Annotated in this window: 18 protein-coding genes; 9 read left to right on the top strand and 9 right to left on the bottom strand. The window is 58.5% G+C overall.

From position 1 onward, the window contains the following. Positions 1-228: 228 nt before the first annotated feature. A complete protein-coding gene (locus M6D32_RS15635; protein WP_298257733.1) occupies positions 229-411 on the top strand; it encodes a hypothetical protein in 183 nt (60 codons plus the stop codon). An 876-nt stretch (positions 412-1287) separates the two neighbouring features. Here M6D32_RS15635 and M6D32_RS15630 read toward each other — a convergent pair. Next, on the bottom strand, positions 1288-1803 hold the full coding sequence (locus M6D32_RS15630; RefSeq protein WP_298257731.1) for a hypothetical protein: 516 nt from the start codon (positions 1801-1803) through the stop codon (positions 1288-1290). Between the two features lie 237 nt (positions 1804-2040). Here M6D32_RS15630 and M6D32_RS15625 point away from each other — a divergent pair, with 237 nt between their 5' ends. Together M6D32_RS15625 and M6D32_RS15620 are read left to right on the top strand one after the other, a co-directional pair. Further along, complete coding sequence (locus M6D32_RS15625; protein ID WP_298257729.1) at positions 2041-3168, top strand: FAD-dependent monooxygenase; 1128 nt, start codon at positions 2041-2043, stop codon at positions 3166-3168. 197 nt (positions 3169-3365) lie between these two features. Further along, on the top strand, positions 3366-3971 hold the full coding sequence (locus tag M6D32_RS15620; RefSeq protein WP_298257727.1) for a hypothetical protein: 606 nt from the start codon (positions 3366-3368) through the stop codon (positions 3969-3971). A 328-nt stretch (positions 3972-4299) separates the two neighbouring features. On the opposite strand, the gene M6D32_RS15615 is transcribed toward M6D32_RS15620, so the two are convergent. Then, positions 4300-5208, bottom strand: a complete 909-nt coding sequence (locus M6D32_RS15615) for a LysM peptidoglycan-binding domain-containing protein (protein WP_298257725.1) — start codon at positions 5206-5208, stop codon at positions 4300-4302. A gap of 252 nt (positions 5209-5460) precedes the next feature. Between M6D32_RS15615 and M6D32_RS15610 the strand changes: the two genes are divergently transcribed. Both M6D32_RS15610 and M6D32_RS15605 read left to right on the top strand, forming a co-directional pair. Continuing rightward, positions 5461-6042 (top strand): hypothetical protein, encoded by a 582-nt coding sequence (locus M6D32_RS15610; RefSeq protein WP_298257723.1) that lies wholly within the window; start codon positions 5461-5463, stop codon positions 6040-6042. A gap of 830 nt (positions 6043-6872) precedes the next feature. Beyond that, complete coding sequence (locus M6D32_RS15605) at positions 6873-7781, top strand: ankyrin repeat domain-containing protein (RefSeq protein WP_298257721.1); 909 nt, start codon at positions 6873-6875, stop codon at positions 7779-7781. 78 nt (positions 7782-7859) lie between these two features. Here M6D32_RS15605 and M6D32_RS15600 read toward each other — a convergent pair whose 3' ends face one another. Further along, a complete protein-coding gene (locus tag M6D32_RS15600) occupies positions 7860-10400 on the bottom strand; it encodes an N-6 DNA methylase (RefSeq protein WP_298257717.1) in 2541 nt (846 codons plus the stop codon). A 280-nt stretch (positions 10401-10680) separates the two neighbouring features. On the opposite strand from M6D32_RS15600, the gene M6D32_RS15595 reads away from it, so the two are divergent. Continuing rightward, positions 10681-10914 carry a transposase gene (locus M6D32_RS15595; protein ID WP_366145838.1) on the top strand — a complete coding sequence of 78 codons (234 nt, stop codon included), beginning with the start codon at positions 10681-10683 and terminating at the stop codon, positions 10912-10914. Between the two features lie 239 nt (positions 10915-11153). Here M6D32_RS15595 and M6D32_RS15590 read toward each other — a convergent pair whose 3' ends face one another. Together M6D32_RS15590 and M6D32_RS15585 are read right to left on the bottom strand one after the other, a co-directional pair. Then, complete coding sequence (locus tag M6D32_RS15590; RefSeq protein ID WP_298257715.1) at positions 11154-11750, bottom strand: c-type cytochrome; 597 nt, start codon at positions 11748-11750, stop codon at positions 11154-11156. Between the two features lie 79 nt (positions 11751-11829). Further along, the gene (locus M6D32_RS15585; RefSeq protein WP_298257713.1) at positions 11830-13545 is read right to left on the bottom strand and encodes a PQQ-binding-like beta-propeller repeat protein; all 1716 of its coding nucleotides are present in this window, start codon (positions 13543-13545) and stop codon (positions 11830-11832) included. A gap of 676 nt (positions 13546-14221) precedes the next feature. On the opposite strand from M6D32_RS15585, the gene M6D32_RS15580 reads away from it, so the two are divergent. Together M6D32_RS15580 and M6D32_RS15570 are read left to right on the top strand one after the other, a co-directional pair. After that, positions 14222-14431, top strand: a complete 210-nt coding sequence (locus M6D32_RS15580; protein ID WP_298257710.1) for a cold-shock protein — start codon at positions 14222-14224, stop codon at positions 14429-14431. A gap of 438 nt (positions 14432-14869) precedes the next feature. Further along, positions 14870-15259, top strand: coding sequence for a DUF1330 domain-containing protein (locus tag M6D32_RS15570; RefSeq protein WP_298257705.1), 390 nt, complete (start codon positions 14870-14872; stop codon positions 15257-15259). A gap of 25 nt (positions 15260-15284) precedes the next feature. On the opposite strand, the gene M6D32_RS15565 is transcribed toward M6D32_RS15570, so the two are convergent. The 4 genes from M6D32_RS15565 to M6D32_RS15550 are packed head-to-tail and all read right to left on the bottom strand — an operon-like array spanning position 15285 to position 17421. Beyond that, positions 15285-15533, bottom strand: a complete 249-nt coding sequence (locus M6D32_RS15565; protein WP_298257735.1) for an EAL domain-containing protein — start codon at positions 15531-15533, stop codon at positions 15285-15287. Positions 15534-15574: 41 nt separating this feature from the next. Beyond that, complete coding sequence (locus M6D32_RS15560; RefSeq protein ID WP_298257703.1) at positions 15575-16369, bottom strand: MBL fold metallo-hydrolase; 795 nt, start codon at positions 16367-16369, stop codon at positions 15575-15577. Positions 16370-16378: 9 nt separating this feature from the next. Beyond that, complete coding sequence (locus tag M6D32_RS15555) at positions 16379-16903, bottom strand: nuclear transport factor 2 family protein (protein ID WP_298257701.1); 525 nt, start codon at positions 16901-16903, stop codon at positions 16379-16381. A 53-nt stretch (positions 16904-16956) separates the two neighbouring features. Beyond that, entirely contained in the window at positions 16957-17421 is a 465-nt protein-coding gene (locus M6D32_RS15550) for an ester cyclase (RefSeq protein ID WP_298257699.1), read from the bottom strand. Positions 17422-17537: 116 nt separating this feature from the next. Here M6D32_RS15550 and M6D32_RS15545 point away from each other — a divergent pair, with 116 nt between their 5' ends. Continuing rightward, complete coding sequence (locus M6D32_RS15545) at positions 17538-17948, top strand: helix-turn-helix domain-containing protein (RefSeq protein ID WP_298257697.1); 411 nt, start codon at positions 17538-17540, stop codon at positions 17946-17948. Positions 17949-18411 lie beyond the last annotated feature (463 nt).

Raw genomic sequence — 18411 nt, 5'->3', positions numbered from 1 at the left:
GAAGTTCCTATCAGTTTCGCCGTGAGTTCGTTATAGGAACTTCAAATTCAAAGCCGCACTAGAAACAATAAGTTGCTAGAGCTCCTTTGATTCCGAAGTTCGCATCGGAGGGGCCGCAATAGCTTGCGAACTTCGGAATCGAAGCTCTAGTGGCACTCCACTAGGCGCGCGGTCACGAGATTCGCGAGCGTCGATAGATCAATCGGATAGATCAATCGGGAGGAAATCATGGAAAACGCCCAACGCTGCCGCGCGATCGCGCTGCTCTGCCGCCAGCAGGCGAGCCTGCATCCCGACCAGAACTGGAAATGGCTGGCCCAGGCCGAGCGCTGGGAGCACCTGGCGGAAGCCGACTTCGTCCTGAAAGCGGAAATGCCGAAGCAGACACCGGAGCAGCCCGCCGCCGCGTAGTTTTACGGTTAAGGCGCCGTCATCATTTCTTCAGAATTGAAGGCTATGGCTGATGTCATCTTGATCGCCCGCCGGATGTACGCGGACCGGTCAGCGAGCCCCGGCATTCATGTGCTGGGGTTTTTCGTTTTTTTGGGGCCCTATTTTGGGCTGCGGCGAAAGGCCGGAAGGCCTTTCACAAACCCTTGCGGATTTTCCTCGGGGGAGGCGGCTTGCCCGGGATGGTTGCCGGCTATTGCGGCGCGGGATTCTAAAATTTAGGCCTGCGCGGCTGCCGGCCGGAACTGAATGCCGGGGAGCGATGTTTATCGATCCAAAACAAAAACCAACAAAGAACGATGGCGGGCGATGTCATTGCGTTGGCGCTTATGGACCCGAATCAAGCTCGCGCTGCGAAAGCGCCCGGTCCCGCAGCCGCGATTACCCTATGACCTCGACGAATTCGCCAAGCTGCTTTCAAGCCGCGACCCGCGCGTATTGAAGCAGCTGGCGAGTGGCCTCGCCGTAAGAGAGAGCGTTCAGCACCGCACGCTGCCATCGCCGCGCTAGTGGTCCGATTCTAACATTCGCATCCCTCCCCTGCGGGCACTTTTGCGAATGTTAGAATCACAGGACCACTAGCAAATATATGTTTCTAGTGGAGTTTAGGATTTGACATTCGCATTCCGAGTTTCTGGTCAGGTGCGTAGCGAATGTCAAATCCACTCCACTAGATCCAAGTGCGACCAGCCGACGGGGAAAAAGGTTCTTTTGTCTCCGCCCCGTCACAAATGGAATTTGAATTTTTCAATTTGATTTTAGTGTCATTTGCGCTCTTGTTGGGCGAGGTTGCTCGCGAGCGTTCAGCTCTCCTCGATGCCTGGTCGAGGTCGGGCCTCAGCATGGACCCCCGTGCTGAGGCTCTTTTCGTTGCGGTCTTTTCGTTACGGCTCTTTTCGTTGCCTTCGTGTTGTAGGCGGCATGGATGTGTCCGCGGTGATCGTAACTCTCGTCCGGCTTGTGGCTGTCGAACACGACGCCGCAAACGCAGCGCATCAGCGAACTGTAAATCTCCGTCGGCAGCTTTTCGCCGCGCGCGCGGGTGGCCCTGATCTCGGCGCGAAACGCGCGATCCCTGCGGCAGTCCTCAAAGGCGTCGTCGGAGAGTTCAGGCAACAGGCTATGCCAGTCGGCCTCAAAGCCGGCGCGTGCCTCGATGAAGCTCTTCGCCGTCCCCTGGCGATGCCGGCGAGGCTCAAGTCCGGGATAGAAGCCGCAAGACCAGCCCCATTGATCGGCGCCGACGGGAATGCCAGCCCGTTCACCGATCGTGCCGACACGCACGTCGCCGTAAGAGACGTCCCAGGTCTCTCGATGTGGATTGTCGCAGCGGCGGCGGGTGAGGGAAGGCATGCCCCGACTGATTCCGCTGATTTGCGGAGACTGCAAATTGTCAATTGCTGGGGGTGTGGAACAGAAAACAGCCACTGCTTGTCGTGGATGTGGAAAAGCGATGGTGTGCGTCCCCCAGCCTGACCGGCTGCGAAGGCCCGCGGTGAAGGCCCGCGGTTTGATGCTGCGATTTGGGAGATGTATACTTCCGATACTTGCGAGTTTGCCCTTCGCCAGCCGAGCCGGGGAAAGTGCGCAATGGCGGACGCTGAACGAGTCCTGATCGTTGGCGGAGGAATCGCAGGGCTCACTCTGGCCGCCGCTCTCCACCAGCAAGACCTCGTTGTGGAACTCGTCGAGCGCAACCCGACCTGGCATGCGGTGGGGGCCGGCTTTCTGATACAGGCCAATGGCATGCGTGTGCTGCACGCACTCGGCCTCGGCGCAGCGATCGAGCATGCCGGGGCGATTGTTCGCCGGTGGGATTTCTGTGACGAGCAGGGGGAAGTGCTCTGCGAGACCGACCTCGAGGCGTTGTGGAGCGACGCAGGCCCCTGTGTCGGCATCGAACGGACCAAACTGCAGCAGGTGCTGCGGTCCGGGGTCGCTGCCGTACCTTGCCGGCTAGGCACCTCGATCACGTCACTGGCTCAGGACAATCAGCGCGTTTCAGTAATCTTCAGCGATAGCTCGGCCGGCGAGTACGACCTTGTTGTCGGAGCAGACGGCATTTTTTCGGCCGTGCGCCGATTGGCTCTGAGCGCGACGTCGCCCACCGATCTTGGCGCCATGAATTGGCGCAGCATTGCCCCGATCCGCCCCGGCGGCTTGACGACCTTGCAGTTCCTGCTCGGCGATGGATGCTTCTTCGGGCTCTGCCCTGTCGGGGAGCAGCGCACCTACGGGTTCGGGTACATCATGCAGCCGCGCTCGCGCGATCCGCTGGAGGGACGACTCGAGCGCCTGCGCAACCGCTTCGCGAGCTTTGGAGGGCCCGTGCGGGAGTATCTGGCCTCACTTGAACGCGATGACCAGGTCCACTGTTCTGCCATCGAGTGGGTGGAAGTCGATGAGTGGTATACTGGTCGTGTCGTCCTCATCGGCGACGCCGCGCACGCCAGTTCGCCACTGATGGGCCAAGGAGGCTGTATGGCCATGGAAGACGCATGCGTGCTTGGCGAAACGTTGCGTTCTGCTGCTACGGTAGACGGTGCGCTCAGCGACTATGTCAGCAGGCGCAAGCCACGAACCAGATGGGTCCAAAGCCAAAGCATTGCCGCGGCGGAAAGTTTGCGAATGTCGCCGAGCATCCGTGACGCAGTGCTGCGCGAACGGGGAGATCAGATGATGCAATCCCGCTTCGGACCGCTCATTCCGGCACCATAGGCAAGATCGGCGCTGGAGACATGAACAGGTCCGCAATGTTGTGGACGAACATTCGCGCGAAGCTCGCATCGGAGGGACCGCAATAGCTTGCGAACTTCGGAATCGGAGCGCTAGATTGTGCCGCCACAATTGTTAGCATTGCAATCGTTGGGGTGGGCACACCTTGTCCGCCGAGCGCCAAAAGGGAGTGAAATCAGATGATAATATCTCGAACGCTTTGGGTACCAATTGCAGCCGTAGCGGTTCTTGTCGGTCTGCTGTCTTCCGCGCCAGTTTTGGCGCAGGGGCATATCCGTGGCACGCTGACTGCCGCGAAGGACGGAACGATCGACGTTCAAACCGTCAAGGGCGATACCGTATCGATCAAACTCGCCAGCGACGCTGGCCTTTTTCTCGTGACGAAGGCCGACATGAGCGCCATTCAGACCGGCAAGTTCGTCGGCATCACGTCTTTCGAGGAGGGCGGCAAGCGCGTCGCCCGCGAGGTTCACGTATTTGATGAATCCTTACGCGGTCTGGCCGAGGGGCACTATCCATGGGATCTTGAAGCCAAGCCAAACATGATGACCAACGCCAATATTTCCAAAGTCGAGCAGGTTGGAGCGGACCGTGTGCTCCTGCTTACCTACAAAGGCGGAGAACAGAAGATCACTATTCCAACGAGTGCGACGGTTGTCGCCTTTGACAAGGCGCCGGCCGGCCAGCTCGCGGTTGGGCGCAAGGTCTTCATCGTCATGAAGAAGGACGTTCCGGAAGCCGCTGCGGTCGTGATCGGCGCGGAGGGTGTGAAGCCGCCGATGTGACGACGCTAGTGCCCACTTTCCGAAGTTCGTGCTCCATCGCAGCGCCCACCTTCACGAACTTCGGAAAATCATGGGCTACTCACAAACTTATTGATTCTAGCTAGTACCGCTTTTATCGATCTGAAGTCCCCGATCGAATTCCCCGCTTGTGGTGCAGGGACTTCAGATCGGCGGTACTCGAGTCCCAGCGAGACGATCGGCCTCACGGCCGACTGTCTATCGGTCCCCGGCGCTCATCGCGGCTGCTCGATCAATGTCGTGTTTCCGGCGCTTAGCTGTGACGCGAGCAGTCCGCGCCACCACTTCCGCTTGCGGCGGCGCTGGCGTTTCAGTTGTGCCGCGGGGGAAGAACGAGGGTCTGGCCGGGATAGATGAGATTTGGCGTCCGGATCCGTTCCCGGTTCGCCCGGTACACGAGCGCGTACCGTGAGCCGTCGCCATAAATGATGCGGCTGATGCGCCAGAGGCTGTCGCCGCGGGACACCACCTTACTCGAAATCGCGTGCGCCACCGCCGGCGAGGATACGCTACTGGCATGAAGCGCATGTACTGGCTGCAGATCGGCGTTTTCCTGCGGCTGACCGGTCTTCTGCAAGGGCGGCTCCGAGGATGGGTGTTGTTGAGACGCGGTCTCCGGAACATACTCGGCAAGCGATTGCGCTGCGCGAGCACTCGGTCCCGCGTCGTTGACCGCAACCGCTGCGCCGTGTTTGGACGACGTTATCGTGCCATCGGGCAATTTTGCGCTCAACGTCAGCTCATAGCTGCCCGCCGGGAGGCGGGGAGGCACCATCACGAATTCTCCGGATGAGTCTGCAACCGCCTGAGCAAGGCGCTCGCCACCGCGCAGCAGGTCGACAGTCGCGCCCGGCGCCGCCCGTCCGGCGATGACGGCATCGCCACTTGTTTCAACGCGGACAATGTCGAAGGAGGGCGAGGATCGATCCTGGCCAGCGGCCTCCGGCGGTCCGGCAAGTTCGGCCGCCATGTCCGCGGGGTTGGCCTGGATTGCCGCGAGCGCGGTCGGAGCCTGAGTTGCTGCGTGCGCAGGCGAAGTCTCGCCCGCCACAGGCAGCGTATCGCTGCGAACGGCCCGCGTACCCTGTGGCGCGCTCATCGTTGCAGCCACGGCACCTACCGTAAGCTTCTGCTCGTGCTGTACGTGAGCGACGCCGAAGACAATCGCTGCAGTACCTGCCGCGACGAACACGGACGCCGATGCAACAAATTTAACCATCGAAACCGGTGTCATAACGACCACGCGCTGGCCGACCGGGCCACCCATGCCACGAATTTATCTTGCGCCGTTTTCGTTCGAGCATCAAGTCTCGTACCGCCTATTTGAAGTTCCTGCCGCCGTGCGAACTGCATTGGTCAGCACAGCTTACCGAGAATCCTTTTCGCTAGTTACATCGCAGCACGACCTTTCTCGGACTTCGGAAAGCTTTGGGACGCCCCTTTCGGATGACCCAAAGCCGAAGCCAGCTACTTGATCTCTTTGATCTACCTCAACGTCATTTATCCTTTGGCGCTCTCGATTGCGCTTAGTCGCTCTTGCTTGGCGGCAACGGTCTGGCACAATGCCGGTGGCAATTTGAGCGAGGGCGTGCAAATGCCCGTGGCGCGGTATTTTCTTTGGGTCGGCACTGTGTTGTTTGCGTTGCTCTACATCGCAGACGCATGCCTTCCCAAATTGCCTGTAGGCAGGGCGACCGATCCGCACAAGCCGGTCATTCGCATCTATTCCGATCGAAAATGGCCCGAGCGCATTGTCTTCGACACCAGCGCTGCCATGCCGCGTATGGCCACCACCGCAATCGCTGCGCCAGTCAAGGCGGTGCAACAGGCAGCCGTCGTTCCGGATCGCGCGCGAGAAGCGCTGGCGCAATTGCAAGCGCCCGCCGGCGCCCAGACGCAAGCGGAGAGGCCGAAGAAGCAGGGAGCCAGGCGCCAGCAAAAAATTGCCAGGCGACATATTGCACCGTTGCCGACCCGGATCGTTACATGGCCACCGATCAGGATCGCTCGCCAGTCGCAATATGCCTGGTTCGGCGAGCGCATGTGGTGGTGAACGAATCACGTCTCAGGCCGCGGCAAGCTGTCCTGATTTGCCGCAGCTTGCTGTGATGGCCGCATCCATCGGAACGATCGCCTCGGCGACGCGGCCAGAGAGTCATCTCCCAACCAGGGCCAAAAGCCCCTTCGCGACGACATCTCCGTAGCGGCCGTCGTTTAGTTCCCTATCGACCAAATAAACGACGCCGAGGGCGACGGCTGCGGCAAGAATTCCTCGCATCTGAAATCCCCATTCGAGCAATAGGGAGAGTGTTTCACCTGGTACTTACAGTGACCTTACAAAAGCTGTGACGCGATGCGCCGAACTTCGTGGTGCACGGATTTCAGGCCTCGGCTGACACGATCCTTCGAGGAGGCGCTGCTTCCTGGCGTCGCATGCCAAGCGGCTGAGGCGACAGCGAAGAACTGCGCGGGTTCGTATCCTCGCCTTATTGCGTCAGGTAGGCTTCAACCGCGTGCGCCAAAAATATGCTGGCACTGGACAATGCAACGATCGCAATAAAAAACCCAAACATTGAAATGCCCCTGAACTCATCTACTCGGCAACGGTCCAAAACAGATCCGTCTTGGTTTCAGTCATGCTTCGTATAGCGTCGAAAAACCGTTCCGTTTAAGGCGAAGTTGGACCTGAGGGTTGTTTATCGGCGCCTGTGACCGTTGCGACACACCGGCTCGGCGCCGTTCGACTTTGGTGAGACAGCTGTACTTCCGCATTTCCTGCAAACGCGCGATCCCCTTATAGTTGCTTTGGACTGCGGCTCGCGTCGGCTGATACGACTGGCGGCCAAACGCGCGAGCGAAGGGGGCACATTGCGACACATCGGGTTGCGTCAAATTGCTTTGCTTGCGACGTTATTATTCGGCCTCAGCGACACGGTCTTCGCGGCCGACCCGGCGCGCTGCCGCGATCTGGCCCGCGGTTATGAAACCAACAAGGCCGAGATGACCGCGGTTGAAGTGTCATCGACGCTGTTTGCCGCGGCCGACCGCAACTGCATCGATCTTGCGACCAAATTGCTCGATCAGGGCGCCTCGGTCGATGCACGAGACCGGACGGGCGCTCGGCCGCTGAGCAAAGCGGCGCGATCCGGCCATCTCGAGATGGTCGATCTGTTGCTGCAGCGAGGCGCGCCGGTCGACGCGCGCGATCTTGCCGGCGCGACCGCGCTTTACGTTGCGGCCGAACGCGGCCAGAACGCCGTCGTGCAGCGCCTGATCGACAAGGGCGCCGACACCAATCTGACGGGACGAAGCGGCACCTCGCCGCTGGCCGCCGCGGCGTTTGCCGGCAGGAACCAGGTCGTCAAGATGCTGCTGGCGCATGGGGCCGACGGGCGGGCAGCGGACGGCACCGGCAAGCCGCCGATCGTCTATGCCGCCGCGAGCGGCAGCCTCGATATTGTCCGGCAGTTGTTGGCGCGCAACATCGATATCAATGCGCGTTACGCCAACGACCTCACGCTTTTGATGTGGGCGTCGGGTCCCGACGAGAGCGTCGCGGAAGCGCAGGCGCTTGAGGTCGTGTCTTATCTGGTCGATGCCGGTGCGCATATCGATGACCGGGACGACCGCGGGCGTACGGCATTGATGACCGCGGCTGAAGGCAACCACGCGGAGATCGCCCAGTTGCTGCTCAAGCACGGCGCCGATCCATCCCTTCGCGACAAGGCCGGCAAGCGCGCCGCCGATCTCACCACGCTGTCGGCGCTGCGCGAGACGCTGACGCCGCGCTGAGCTTCTCCTCCCTCCCCCTTGTGGGGCTTTGCACAATAACAGCCTCCTGCACAAAAAGCCGGGCGGCTGCACAAAAACCTAGGCTGCAAGACCGTCCTTTTCCGGAGGCAGCGCGCTTGCGGCCGTGAGCGGTTCCCAATCTTTGAGACGGGGATTGAGAAACCACCAATACGGTTGCGCTCGTACCGCAGCCGCCATGTAATCGAAATCAATTGCGCCATTCTTGAAGGGAAGTTCAACCGTTGTTCTTCCGAGCTTGGCCTTGAAGCATTTCCGGTAATATGAAAAGCGCCAGCGTTCGGCGTTCAACTGTGCCTGAATGAAGATCAGGGCCTCGGGCGTCATTGGGGCCTTTGGGATTGCAACGGCAACATCGTCTTTAGCGGCGAAGGCGTAGGGATGAAGCTTTGTGGTGAGCGGCCATCCATTAAAAGCGATGGTAATAGCGTCCCCAAAAACAACTTCGTTGGGAACGTTGTATGCTCCGGCAAGCCCGTTGCCAGTGTCGGCGCAAGACACGACGGGAACCTTCCCCGCATCCTCTTCAGCTAGACTATGGTAGTCGCCCGCGTACAAGTGAAACAGTTGCTCAATGGGCACTGGCTTCATTTTCGGCAACGCAGGCAGCTGCCCTGCGGGCGGCGGCTTCGTTCCCTGACTTGATTCGATAATCGAGGGACGTTGACCGGCCTGATACCTCAGATCGAGATCGATATTGACGAGGGCGCTTACATTCTCGCGCACTTGTGCGTCTAGCCGGGCCAAAAGCTCTGGCGCTTTCGGGACATGACTATCAAGGTAAGCCTCCGGGACAAGCTCAACGATTGGGTCACTGAAATCGACTGGACAGGCGCGGATGAACTCAGGAACACTCGCTATAGGCTGGCTGGGATCAAGCAAGAAGGCTCGCAAGATAGGCTTCAAAATCTCTAAATCGGTAGGAGGCCCGTTTTTGATATGAAGCCGCTTTCCCTTGGATTTACGGAATCCGTCGTTAACAACCCGCGCCCATAGAACGGGTTGGCCTTTTGGGTGAGCAATACCCTTTCTGAGGATGACTCCCACGGTTTGGTTTGAGACCGGATAGAATAACTCTTCCGGGAAGGTAATTACCGATAGTAACGTGTGTTCGGCCAGCAACGTATGCCGCCATGCGCCATCTTTGCCGCCTTCGCTTACAACGGAAATCGGAACGATTACGAATATTATTCCGCCATCCTCTACAGACTTCATAGCAGCTTCAGCGAAAGACCATTCTTTTTCGCTGCCCTTTTTCAAGGCGAACGGGGGATTCATAAAAACGCGCGTGATCGGCTCTTCACCCTTTGCAGGCGGTTTTGTTACATACCCCACGCCGCCGCCGGGCGCGCGCCGAAGGAATTTCGTAAAGCAATTTGCTTCAACGATGTGGTTCTTTCCGTCGCCACGAAAAATCATATTTACAATGGCAAGCGCCGCAACCTTCGATTCTTGTTCAATCCCCCAGAGATTATTATTTTTGAACTTTTCGATTTGGGCCGGCTTCGAGTTGATACGAACATGATCGAACGCGGCAACCAGGAATCCGCCCGTACCACACGCTGGATCAAAAACCATATCATTGGAGGTGACGCCGATTGCCTCAACCGCAAACCGCGTGACATGTCGCGGCGTTAGAACGATTCCGATTTCCTTCGCGCCGTTCCCATATCGCAAGAACACTTCGTAAAACTTACCAAGCACGTCTGTTCCGGAGTTCATCGCGGACTTAATGCTGAGATTCTTGAGTGCCTGAATCGTTCGGACGATTGCGATTTTGTATTTGACGTGATTTTCGTCGCTGCTGGGTGGCTCGATTTTAACGAAGGGATAGAACTCTTTCTTGCCGTGCTTTTGCAGGAGCAACCGTGTCCGGTTGTTGATGTCGCCGATCAAGAGCGGCAAGTCGGCTTCAACATCGGGATCAGAATCACCGAGCAGTGAAAGAAGCAGCGCGGCCATCACTTGGGCGCGGTCGTTCTTATTAATCCCGCCGACATGCAAAGTGCGGTTGATGTATTCAGCGGCTTTTAAGAACGCATCTTCATTGACGTAAAAATCCGCAATGTTGGGCTTGCCGGAGTCCAACAGCTTTTGGATCGTCTGCTGATCAAGAAAACCGGTAGCTTCAATGCCCGTGATCGTGACCGGCTCATACTTGCCCTTGACCAGCATGAAGGTCCGGATGTCGTACGCCGCGTGATCATTTCCGGCTACGCCGGTAATGAACGGAACGGCATAATAACCGCTGTCCGCTATCTTTTCCGCGTACTCTTCAGCTTCTTTGATTGCCTTTTTGAGTTGCGACTTATGACTCTTCGCTTCGATCACCCAAAGTTTTTTCTCGGTAAGTTTGATGATATTTTCAGGCCGCTCAAGATTGAGGGCCTTCTTGATCTCTGGATCAGCGAGGCATTGGTTCTGCGTCCAGACCTGACCGCCTGTATTTTTGGATGGGTCCTTCACCACCCAGCCCAACTCTTTCAGTTGTTCGCGGATAAAGCCATATGCCTCGACCTCGCTATCGACGGCGCTGAGCACCTTCGCGGGCGGCAAGAAGCTCATTTGGCTCTTGTCCGAAGTTTTGGCATTCTTACCCATTGCGATTCGCCACCTTGGCCCTCTTTTTGGCCGACCTGTACCGCTGGTCCCAGTTGGCGCTTTTGCATTTTGGACAAACGCGCGGTTTGTCTTCCTCCCGTGGCAGCCATTCGTGCCCACACCGGCACCGGCAGCCTTGGAGCGGTACCACCCCAATTTCCAAAGAAGGCTTGGCCAAAATGTGACTCCCTATAAAGAATTACCATTAATATATACAGATGGTATTGACCGTCAACCCCGATTAGTATCTACTAATAGTAGATACTGGTGGGAGAGCGTAATGGACGCGAGGCACTACCACAAGCGCAGCAACGTCGAGTCCACCTTCTCAATGATCAAGGCCAAGTTCCGCGATCACGTTCGCACCAAGACAGACGTGGCAATGAAGAACGAAGTCCTCTGCAAGATCATCTGCCACAACATTTGCTGCCTAATCCAAGAGGCGCACGAACTCGGGATTGATACGTCTTTTTGGGAAAAAACTTCATCTGCACAACAACCCGTGCTAAACTAGGGGTTATTGTGCAAAGCCCCCTTGTGGGGAGGGAAGGCCGAAGCGAAGCGTAGGCCAGGGTGGGGGGTTCTAAGACAACCGAATACGTCGCAGATTTACGACAAAAAGAGCACCCCCACCCGACCGTTGCTTCGCGCATAGCCGATGCAAAGCATCGGCGTTCCTTTATTTGAGAACGGCGACCGGAGGTCGCCTATGCACCCTCCCCACGCGTTCCGCGGGGGAGGGAAAAGAAAGTGTCACAGCCCGGCAAGATATTCCGCCAGCGCGGCCAGATCGTCGGACGACGTTGCGATCATCAGGTCGCTCATGCCGGGGTTATTGCCGCGGGCGCGGGTGCGGAAGTCCGCCATGGTCTTCGCCAGATAGTCGCGGCCCTGGCCGGCCAGACGCGGCACCGTGCTGTCGCCCTGGAAATGGTCGAGGTGACAACCGGTGCAGCCGATCGAGCCATCCGCGGTCCGGGCGCGCTGCGCGACATCTTTCGGCGCGCGCGGCTGGCCGAGATCCGGCCACGGCTTCTTCGAGAAGTATTCGGCAATCGCCATCATGTCGTCTTTTTCAAAGGCGGAGGCGATCGGCTGCATGATCTCGCTCTTGCGATCGCCGCGCTTGAAGTCGCGGAGCTGGATATAGAGATAGCCGGCCTGCTGCCCCCAGATGTTCGGAATGGTCTTGTCGACCGGCTTGCCGTTCTCGCCATGGCAGGCGGAGCAGACCTGGACCTTGTCGTCCAGCGTCTGCGCGCGCAGCGGCGTGATGGCGAACGCCATCGCCGCCACGACGCTACCCAAGATAGCGCCATAAAGCCTACTGGAATAAAGCCTGCCGCCCATCGCTTAAGCCTTCACACTTTTCCAACAGAAGCGGGACCGCAAGCGGTCCCGCCCGTCGTCGATGATGCGCGCCTCTTTCTTAGTCGAGCGAGAACGCGATGATGTTGTTGCCGCGCTTGGCGTTGACCTGGACGTTACCGCCCGCGCCAACCACGACGTATTGCTTGTCGCCGAGCGTGTAGCTCGACGGCGGAGCGTTGACACCGGCGCCGGCGTGGAACTTCCACAATTCCTTGCCGTTCGAGGAATCATAGGCCGCGAACTTGCCGTTGCTTTCGCCGGTGAACACCAGACCGCCCGCGGTGGCGAGAATGCCGCCGATCATCGGCTCCGGCGTCTTGACCTGCCACTTGATCTTGCCGGTGTTGTAGTTGACGGCGGTGATGTTGCCGGACTGCTTCTCGGTCGGGATCACCTTGAAGGCGCCGCCGAGCCACAGCTTGCCGTTCGGGTAGGCCGAATTCTCCACATGGTAGGTCATCGGCTGGTTCAGGTTGATGGCATAGGCCAGGCTCTGGCCCGGATCGGTGGCGATCGGCGACCATTCGACACCGCCATTGGCGCCGGGAAGCATGCGCGCGCCGTCCTTGGTCGGGAGCGTCCACATGTTCTCCTGCGGCACCATCGCCTCCGAGTAGCGGATCAGGCTGCAGTCCTTGCGGTTATGCACGTAGATATGGCCGGTCTTGCCGGCGTGGATGACGCCGGGGATGGTCTTGCCGTCCTTGTCCTTGACGTCGACCAGAACCGTCGGGCTGACCGCATCGAGGTCCCATACGTCATGGGCGATGTACTGGAAGTGGCAGACATATTTGCCGGTATCGAGGTCGAGCGCGACCAGCGAGTCGGTGTAGAGATTGTCGCCGGGCCGGATCGAGCCGTCGAGGTCGGGCGACGGATTGCCGACCACGAAATAGATGCGGTTGGTGGCAAGGTCGACCGAGGGGTTCTGCCACACGCCGCCGCCGAGCTTGGGAGCGGGATCGCCGGTCTTGGCGAGCTGATCCTTTTCGGCCTGGATGTTGCGGTGCATGTCGCGGCCGGTGGCGTCCTTGGTGGCCCAGACGCCCACGGTGCTGTCAGGAATGGTGCTGAAATTCCAGAGCTGCTTGCCGGTGTTGGCGTCATAGGCGCGCAAGAAGCCGCGGATGCCATATTCACCGCCATTGGTGCCGATCAGGACCTTGTCCTTGATCACGGTCGGCGCCATCGTCTCGCTGTAGCCGAGCTCGGGATCGGCAATGTTGGTCATCCAGACCACCTCGCCGGTCTTGGCGTTCAGCGCGACCAGCTTGGAGTCGAGCGTGGCGAGATAGACCTTATCGCCCAGAACCTGGACGCCGCGGTTGTTCGGCCCGCAGCAGAAGGTCGTGATCGGGCCCATCTTGTGATTGTAGTGCCAGAGCTGCTGGCCGGTCTTGGCGTCGAGCGCGTAGACATGACTGAACGAGGTCGTCACGTACATCACGCCATCGACGACGATCGGTGAGGTCTCCAGCGATTCCTTGACGTCGGTCTGGAAGATCCAGGCGACATGCAAATGCTTGACGTTGTCGCGATTGATCTGCTTGGCGGGATAAAAACGCGTCTGGGCGTAGTTGCCGTTGGTCAGCAGAAAATCCTTGGAGTTCTTGTCAGCCGAATTGAGCTGGCTCTGGGTGACCGGCGAAACCTTGGCGTTGCCGAGCTGCGACTTTCCTTCCTGCTTGACTTCCTGTCCGCTCGCGGTCGCCTGCAAAAGCGCAAGGCTGCCGAGCACGGCAAAACCTGCCGCAAGGCCTTTCACGTATTTCATGATTTCCCCCAGTGTTTTGTTTATTGCTGCAATCAAACGAATAATGGGAAAGTCCGGTAATTGTGCGCCTTGCGACGTGCACCGTCAATGATTCCAGATGTCATCGGGAGATGAGGGGAGGGCGAACAGCACTTAACGCAGCGCCGGTCGACCCGGCGATCAGGACAACCCACACGGGCCCGGGCATCTTCGAATGCGTGCTTTTGACCGGGACCTGATCCGCGGAGGTGCCCTCCACACATGACAGCGTTGCTGACTTTGGCGTGAGCGGCCATGACGTCTGCCTCGCGGTAGCCGAGCGGACCCGGCGCAGGGCGCTCCTCGACTTCGGCTTGCACCCAGGACGGATGAAGGCGCCCGCCCCTGAGACGGGGCGCCGCATTGGGCCACGGTCCGGTAGCTTGCCTCCATCCGGGCGAGCAGGTGCCCAGCAGACGGATCGCGGGCCTGCTCTTTCGGAGGCCTGAATCGCTCCGCTTCCGCCAGATGCTCCTCAACGGTCATATGAGATTTTCTTGCTGCCTTTTCATATACATAGTACCGCTTCTGCCGGCTGGCCCGCGCCCAGAACCGACCCACGACCGGGAGGGGATATCAAATGGGATGAGAACTAGGGCGTGCGTGGGGTGCGCAACTGTGGTACCCCCATTACTCTCATGCAAAAGGATGTGAAATAATGACTACCGGTACGGTTAAGTGGTTCAACGGCCAAAAGGGATTTGGGTTTATTGCGCCGGATGACGGCGGCAACGACGTTTTCGTCCATATTAGCGCCGTCGAGCGCGCCGGGCTTTCTGGCCTGGCCGAAGGCCAGAAGGTGTCCTTCGAGATCAAGGCCGACCCCAAGCGGGGCAAGAGCAGCGCGGAAAACCTTCGGGTCGAATGAGCGACAAGCCAGTCGACCAATCCGCTGCTCAGCTAGCGAGAGCTAACCGAATGCGGCTCGCAGCCGAGGAAGGGGCGCGGGCGATGGAGGAAGCCACGAAGGAGGCCGTAGCCGTTCGCAAGAACATGGCCCGCCTTCGGGAATTGCGATTGGCGAAAGAAGCGTCTGCGATCCAGGCGCAGATCGCTGCCGGAAATGATCCAAACGCGAAAAGCAAAAAGCGTTCGAAGTGAAAGAGGCCGCCTCATTGGGCGGCCTTTTTATTGATCGAATATCCGGGAAATTGCAGTCAGGCGAGGAGAAGCGGGACCTTCTCAGCGCATGGACAGCTTTTTGCTTCAGCCCTAAACTTCGAATTCTACCAGACCAGCATTGCGAATGATTTCTTTCAGGAAGCCTGCGCCGGGCTGCGGCGCATCTAACCAGAGGGGAATGGCAATGAAATCGCATCATCAAATCGTTGCGGCTGTCATCGGTAGCTTCGTTCTGGGCGCTGGTGCGGGCAGCATCCTGCACGCGCAAACCAAGGCGCCGGGCTATGTCATCGCCGAAATCGATGTCAAGGATCAGGACGGCTACATGAAGGACTTCGTGCCGAAGGCGCAAGCGAACATCAAGGAATTTGGCGGCAAGTACATCGCCGGCGGAGCGAACAAGGCGATTGGTTTTAGCGGAGCCGCGCCGCCCAATCGCGTGGTGCTCCTGCAATTTCCCGACATGGACACGGTGAAGGCATTCGAGGAAAAAGAGGGGCGCAACACGAAGGAAGTCGGCAGCAAGTATGCCAGCTTCCGCGTCATCGGGGTCGAGGGCGTCCTGCCGAAGTGATGCGAGCCGAGCGCTAAGCCGTACCTCACGCCACCAGCGCGGTGAGCATGACCGCATTGTCGCGGCCGAATTCGGTCATCGGGACCGGCTTGCCGAACAGGTAGCCCTGCGCGAGTTCGACGCCGGCGTTGCGCATGTAGTCGAGCTGTTCTTCGGTCTCGATGCCTTCGACCGTGGTCGTGATGCCGAGCCCCTTGGCGAGCGCGATCGAGGAGGCGACCACCGCCTGGCAATCGGTGCGGCTGAGCACGCCTTTGGTGAAGGATTTATCGATCTTCGGCGCAAATTGGCTTGCTGCGCGGCGACCAGTGCCGGTCAGGATACAGCAGGCGCGAAATAGGCGGGAATACTGAACATGGTCAGAAACTGCTTTACGCGGTAATCGGGATATCGCTCCAGCATGCGCTGCTGCGCCATCGCCGGCGAGCCAAGTTTCGCGGCTTGTGCAAAGTCGAGTAGATAACCTCGCGTCCGATCGATGAGTTCGATACCGCCCGGCGCGCCATGGCCTGGATAAATCGCGGCGCCAAGTTTTTTGGCATAAGCTTCGAATTCATCGAGCCGATCGAGCCAGCTTTCGAGATGTTTTTCTTGCAGGAATAGATGTGCCCCGTTGTATACGACATCAGCCGTCAATAGCGCCTTCGGCTCGTTTACAAACAACGTTGCGATATGAGCGCTTTCACCTTCGCCGAATTCCTTGATTTCGAAAGTGCTGCCTTCCAGTTCAACGAAATTCCCGGTTACGGCTTCTGGAATGACAAGCCGCGTTGGACCTTCAGCGCCGAGTCTATCTTGGAGCAGCGAAAGCATCCAGGGACCGTTTTTCTCGAGATCGCCAATCACATTCGGCGTGGTGACGAAGCGGGCCTCCGGAAAGCGGTCAGCGAGGACGTCCGAGCCTAGAAAGTGGTCCGGATGGGCGTGCGAGATGAATACGGTCTTTAGCGTCTTCCCCGACCGGCCGATCATGTCGGCAAGCTTGCCCGCCTCGTTGCGTAGCTGGACGACGTCGAACAGGAGCGCATCCTGCCGCCCCGAGACGAGATAGGAGTTGGACCAGGCTCCCGCTTCGCTCGCCGTGAACGGCGTAATCGAAAAATTTGGCACGGAAAGCTCCTAATGCGATGCGGGAATTTTGTGGATTGCCCCGCCAGTGGCGAACTGCCAAACGCCGGCTATTCGGAAGGCGTCGGCCACCGCGCAGGTGTTTTCGACGAATTGGTACTTTGTAATCAGGCCTTCCTTCACCTCCGCCAGCACGGCATAGCCGACATCGATCGTGCGCCCGGTGGATAACGCCCGAAGCCGAAACCAGCCAAAAGCTGCCGCTTTCCCGCCGTCGGAAATGACGGTTCGGGGCCCATAGGCTGTCACCTCGAGATTCTGATGAAGCAGGTTGAGGAAGGCCTTGACCGCAACACGGCCACGATGAATGCCGAACCAGGGAAATGCCTTTTCCAGATCGGACGAAATGGGTGGCAGGCCGCTCGCCGGATCGGGGGCGGTCACGCCGTTCACAATGTATTCGATGTCGGGATGAAAAAAGCGGTCGACCGCGGACTCGTCCTTGCGGCCCACCGCCTCCAGATATTGCGAAATCAGCTCGCCGACGGGGTGCGCGGTTTGGCTTTGCGTGTTCATGGCGATCCTGTTTCGATAGGCTCGACTGAAGGCCTCCGGCGGCTGCGCCTAAGCTACCAGGCCCGATGATCTTCGGTGGGAGGGGTTACGGTTGCCCAGCGCTCGGCAATCTTCGCGCCTTCGAACCGCCAGAGCACGAAGCCATGCATCTGCATTTTTTTGCCTGACGAAGGGTCGGTCCAGCGCCAGATGTTGCGGCAAACGACGCGGTCATCTTCCGCGACCATCTCTATGATCGTAAGTTTCAAATCCGGCATGGCCTTGTACATGCCGAGCATCATCTGCTCGTCGCCCTTGCTATCGGTTGGTTTTCCGCCCGGCCCGTCATGATCGAAAAAATTGCTCGTCATGTTCTGGTAGATCACGTCCGCAAGGCGGTTGTTGACGAAATCCTCAAAATGGCGCCGGACAAATTCTTTCATTTCGGATGGTGTCAGGTCAGTTCCCTTCATTATGCGCTCCCTCCACTCCAATGCGGTTCTTCTTGCGCGGCTTGTTAGACGCTGTCCCGACAGCATTCAACGCACCAAGTGGTAAGTGCCACCACTGAACGAACAGGAGCTAACGAATTCCTTGGCGAGCCTGATGCCGTTTGCTAGATTTTCCGGACGGCGGCGCCAAGCCCGAGAATTGAATGGTCAAGAAGCGGCAGACATCATTTCACTGTGGGTCCGAATTCACGCTTGCCGTACTTGGCGGCAAGTGGAAAACGGTGATCCTTTGCTATCTTAGCGAAGGTCCGTACCGCTATTCGGAGCTGCGCAAACTGCTGCCAGCTCTTAGCGATAAGGTGCTTACCCAACGGCTGCGGGATTTGATCGCGGCAGAGCTTGTCATTCATCGCAGCCAACACGGACGGGGGGCATTCTCCACCTATGAGCTTTCAGCCAAGGGCCAGTTGCTTGATGGTTTATTGCATCAGATTTATGCGTGGGGCCTTGAAAATGCGCCTGCATTTCAAGTCAAGGTCGGCGAACCCCTCAAAGAGGCCGGTTTCCTAATTTCAGCTGATGCGCAGTCGGACGGACGAAGGGGGAATCGCTAGTGCTCCGATTCCGAAGTTCGCATCATATTGCGGCTCCACGTTTGCGAACTTCGGAATCAAAGGAGCACTAGCCAATTATATGATTCTAGTGCGGGTTTGGAATTTGAAGTTCCTATGACGAGGTTACCGCGAAACTGACAGGAACTTCAAATTCACCGCACTAGTACCGCCGATCTGAAGTCCCTGCACCACAAGCGGCGAATTCGATCAGGGACTTCAGATCGATAAAGCGGTACTAGAATCAGTAATTTTGCTAGTGCCCATGACTTTCCGAAGTTCGAGAAGGTGGGTGCTGCGATGGAGCACGAACTTCGGAAAGTGGGCACTAGTGGTTCATCACAGTGATTTTGACGTTTTGATACCGAGCCATTCGAGAATCGGCAAGTTTTCCGGCGGCACGAGGATTTCGATGCTTCTGGGGACGCCGGGTTGACGTCGGATGAAGCCGTTTCGTTCGAGGGTG

The organism is Bradyrhizobium sp. (assembly GCF_027307225.1).
Taxonomy (GTDB): Bacteria; Pseudomonadota; Alphaproteobacteria; order Rhizobiales; family Xanthobacteraceae; genus Bradyrhizobium.
This window is presented reverse-complemented; position numbering and strand designations above follow the sequence as displayed.

Bases quoted from the DNA above. Each gene is read 5' to 3' on its own strand.
- M6D32_RS15635 (WP_298257733.1), top strand. From the start codon at position 229: ATGGAAAACGCCCAACGCTGCCGCGCGATCGCGCTGCTCTGCCGCCAG.
- M6D32_RS15630 (WP_298257731.1), bottom strand. From the start codon at position 1,803: ATGCCTTCCCTCACCCGCCGCCGCTGCGACAATCCACATCGAGAGACC.
- M6D32_RS15625 (WP_298257729.1), top strand. From the start codon at position 2,041: ATGGCGGACGCTGAACGAGTCCTGATCGTTGGCGGAGGAATCGCAGGG.
- M6D32_RS15620 (WP_298257727.1), top strand. From the start codon at position 3,366: ATGATAATATCTCGAACGCTTTGGGTACCAATTGCAGCCGTAGCGGTT.
- M6D32_RS15615 (WP_298257725.1), bottom strand. From the start codon at position 5,208: ATGGTTAAATTTGTTGCATCGGCGTCCGTGTTCGTCGCGGCAGGTACT.
- M6D32_RS15600 (WP_298257717.1), bottom strand. From the start codon at position 10,400: ATGGGTAAGAATGCCAAAACTTCGGACAAGAGCCAAATGAGCTTCTTG.
- M6D32_RS15595 (WP_366145838.1), top strand. From the start codon at position 10,681: ATGGACGCGAGGCACTACCACAAGCGCAGCAACGTCGAGTCCACCTTC.
- M6D32_RS15590 (WP_298257715.1), bottom strand. From the start codon at position 11,750: ATGGGCGGCAGGCTTTATTCCAGTAGGCTTTATGGCGCTATCTTGGGT.
- M6D32_RS15585 (WP_298257713.1), bottom strand. From the start codon at position 13,545: ATGAAATACGTGAAAGGCCTTGCGGCAGGTTTTGCCGTGCTCGGCAGC.
- M6D32_RS15580 (WP_298257710.1), top strand. From the start codon at position 14,222: ATGACTACCGGTACGGTTAAGTGGTTCAACGGCCAAAAGGGATTTGGG.
- M6D32_RS15570 (WP_298257705.1), top strand. From the start codon at position 14,870: ATGAAATCGCATCATCAAATCGTTGCGGCTGTCATCGGTAGCTTCGTT.
- M6D32_RS15555 (WP_298257701.1), bottom strand. From the start codon at position 16,903: ATGAACACGCAAAGCCAAACCGCGCACCCCGTCGGCGAGCTGATTTCG.
- M6D32_RS15550 (WP_298257699.1), bottom strand. From the start codon at position 17,421: ATGCTGTCGGGACAGCGTCTAACAAGCCGCGCAAGAAGAACCGCATTG.
- M6D32_RS15545 (WP_298257697.1), top strand. From the start codon at position 17,538: ATGGTCAAGAAGCGGCAGACATCATTTCACTGTGGGTCCGAATTCACG.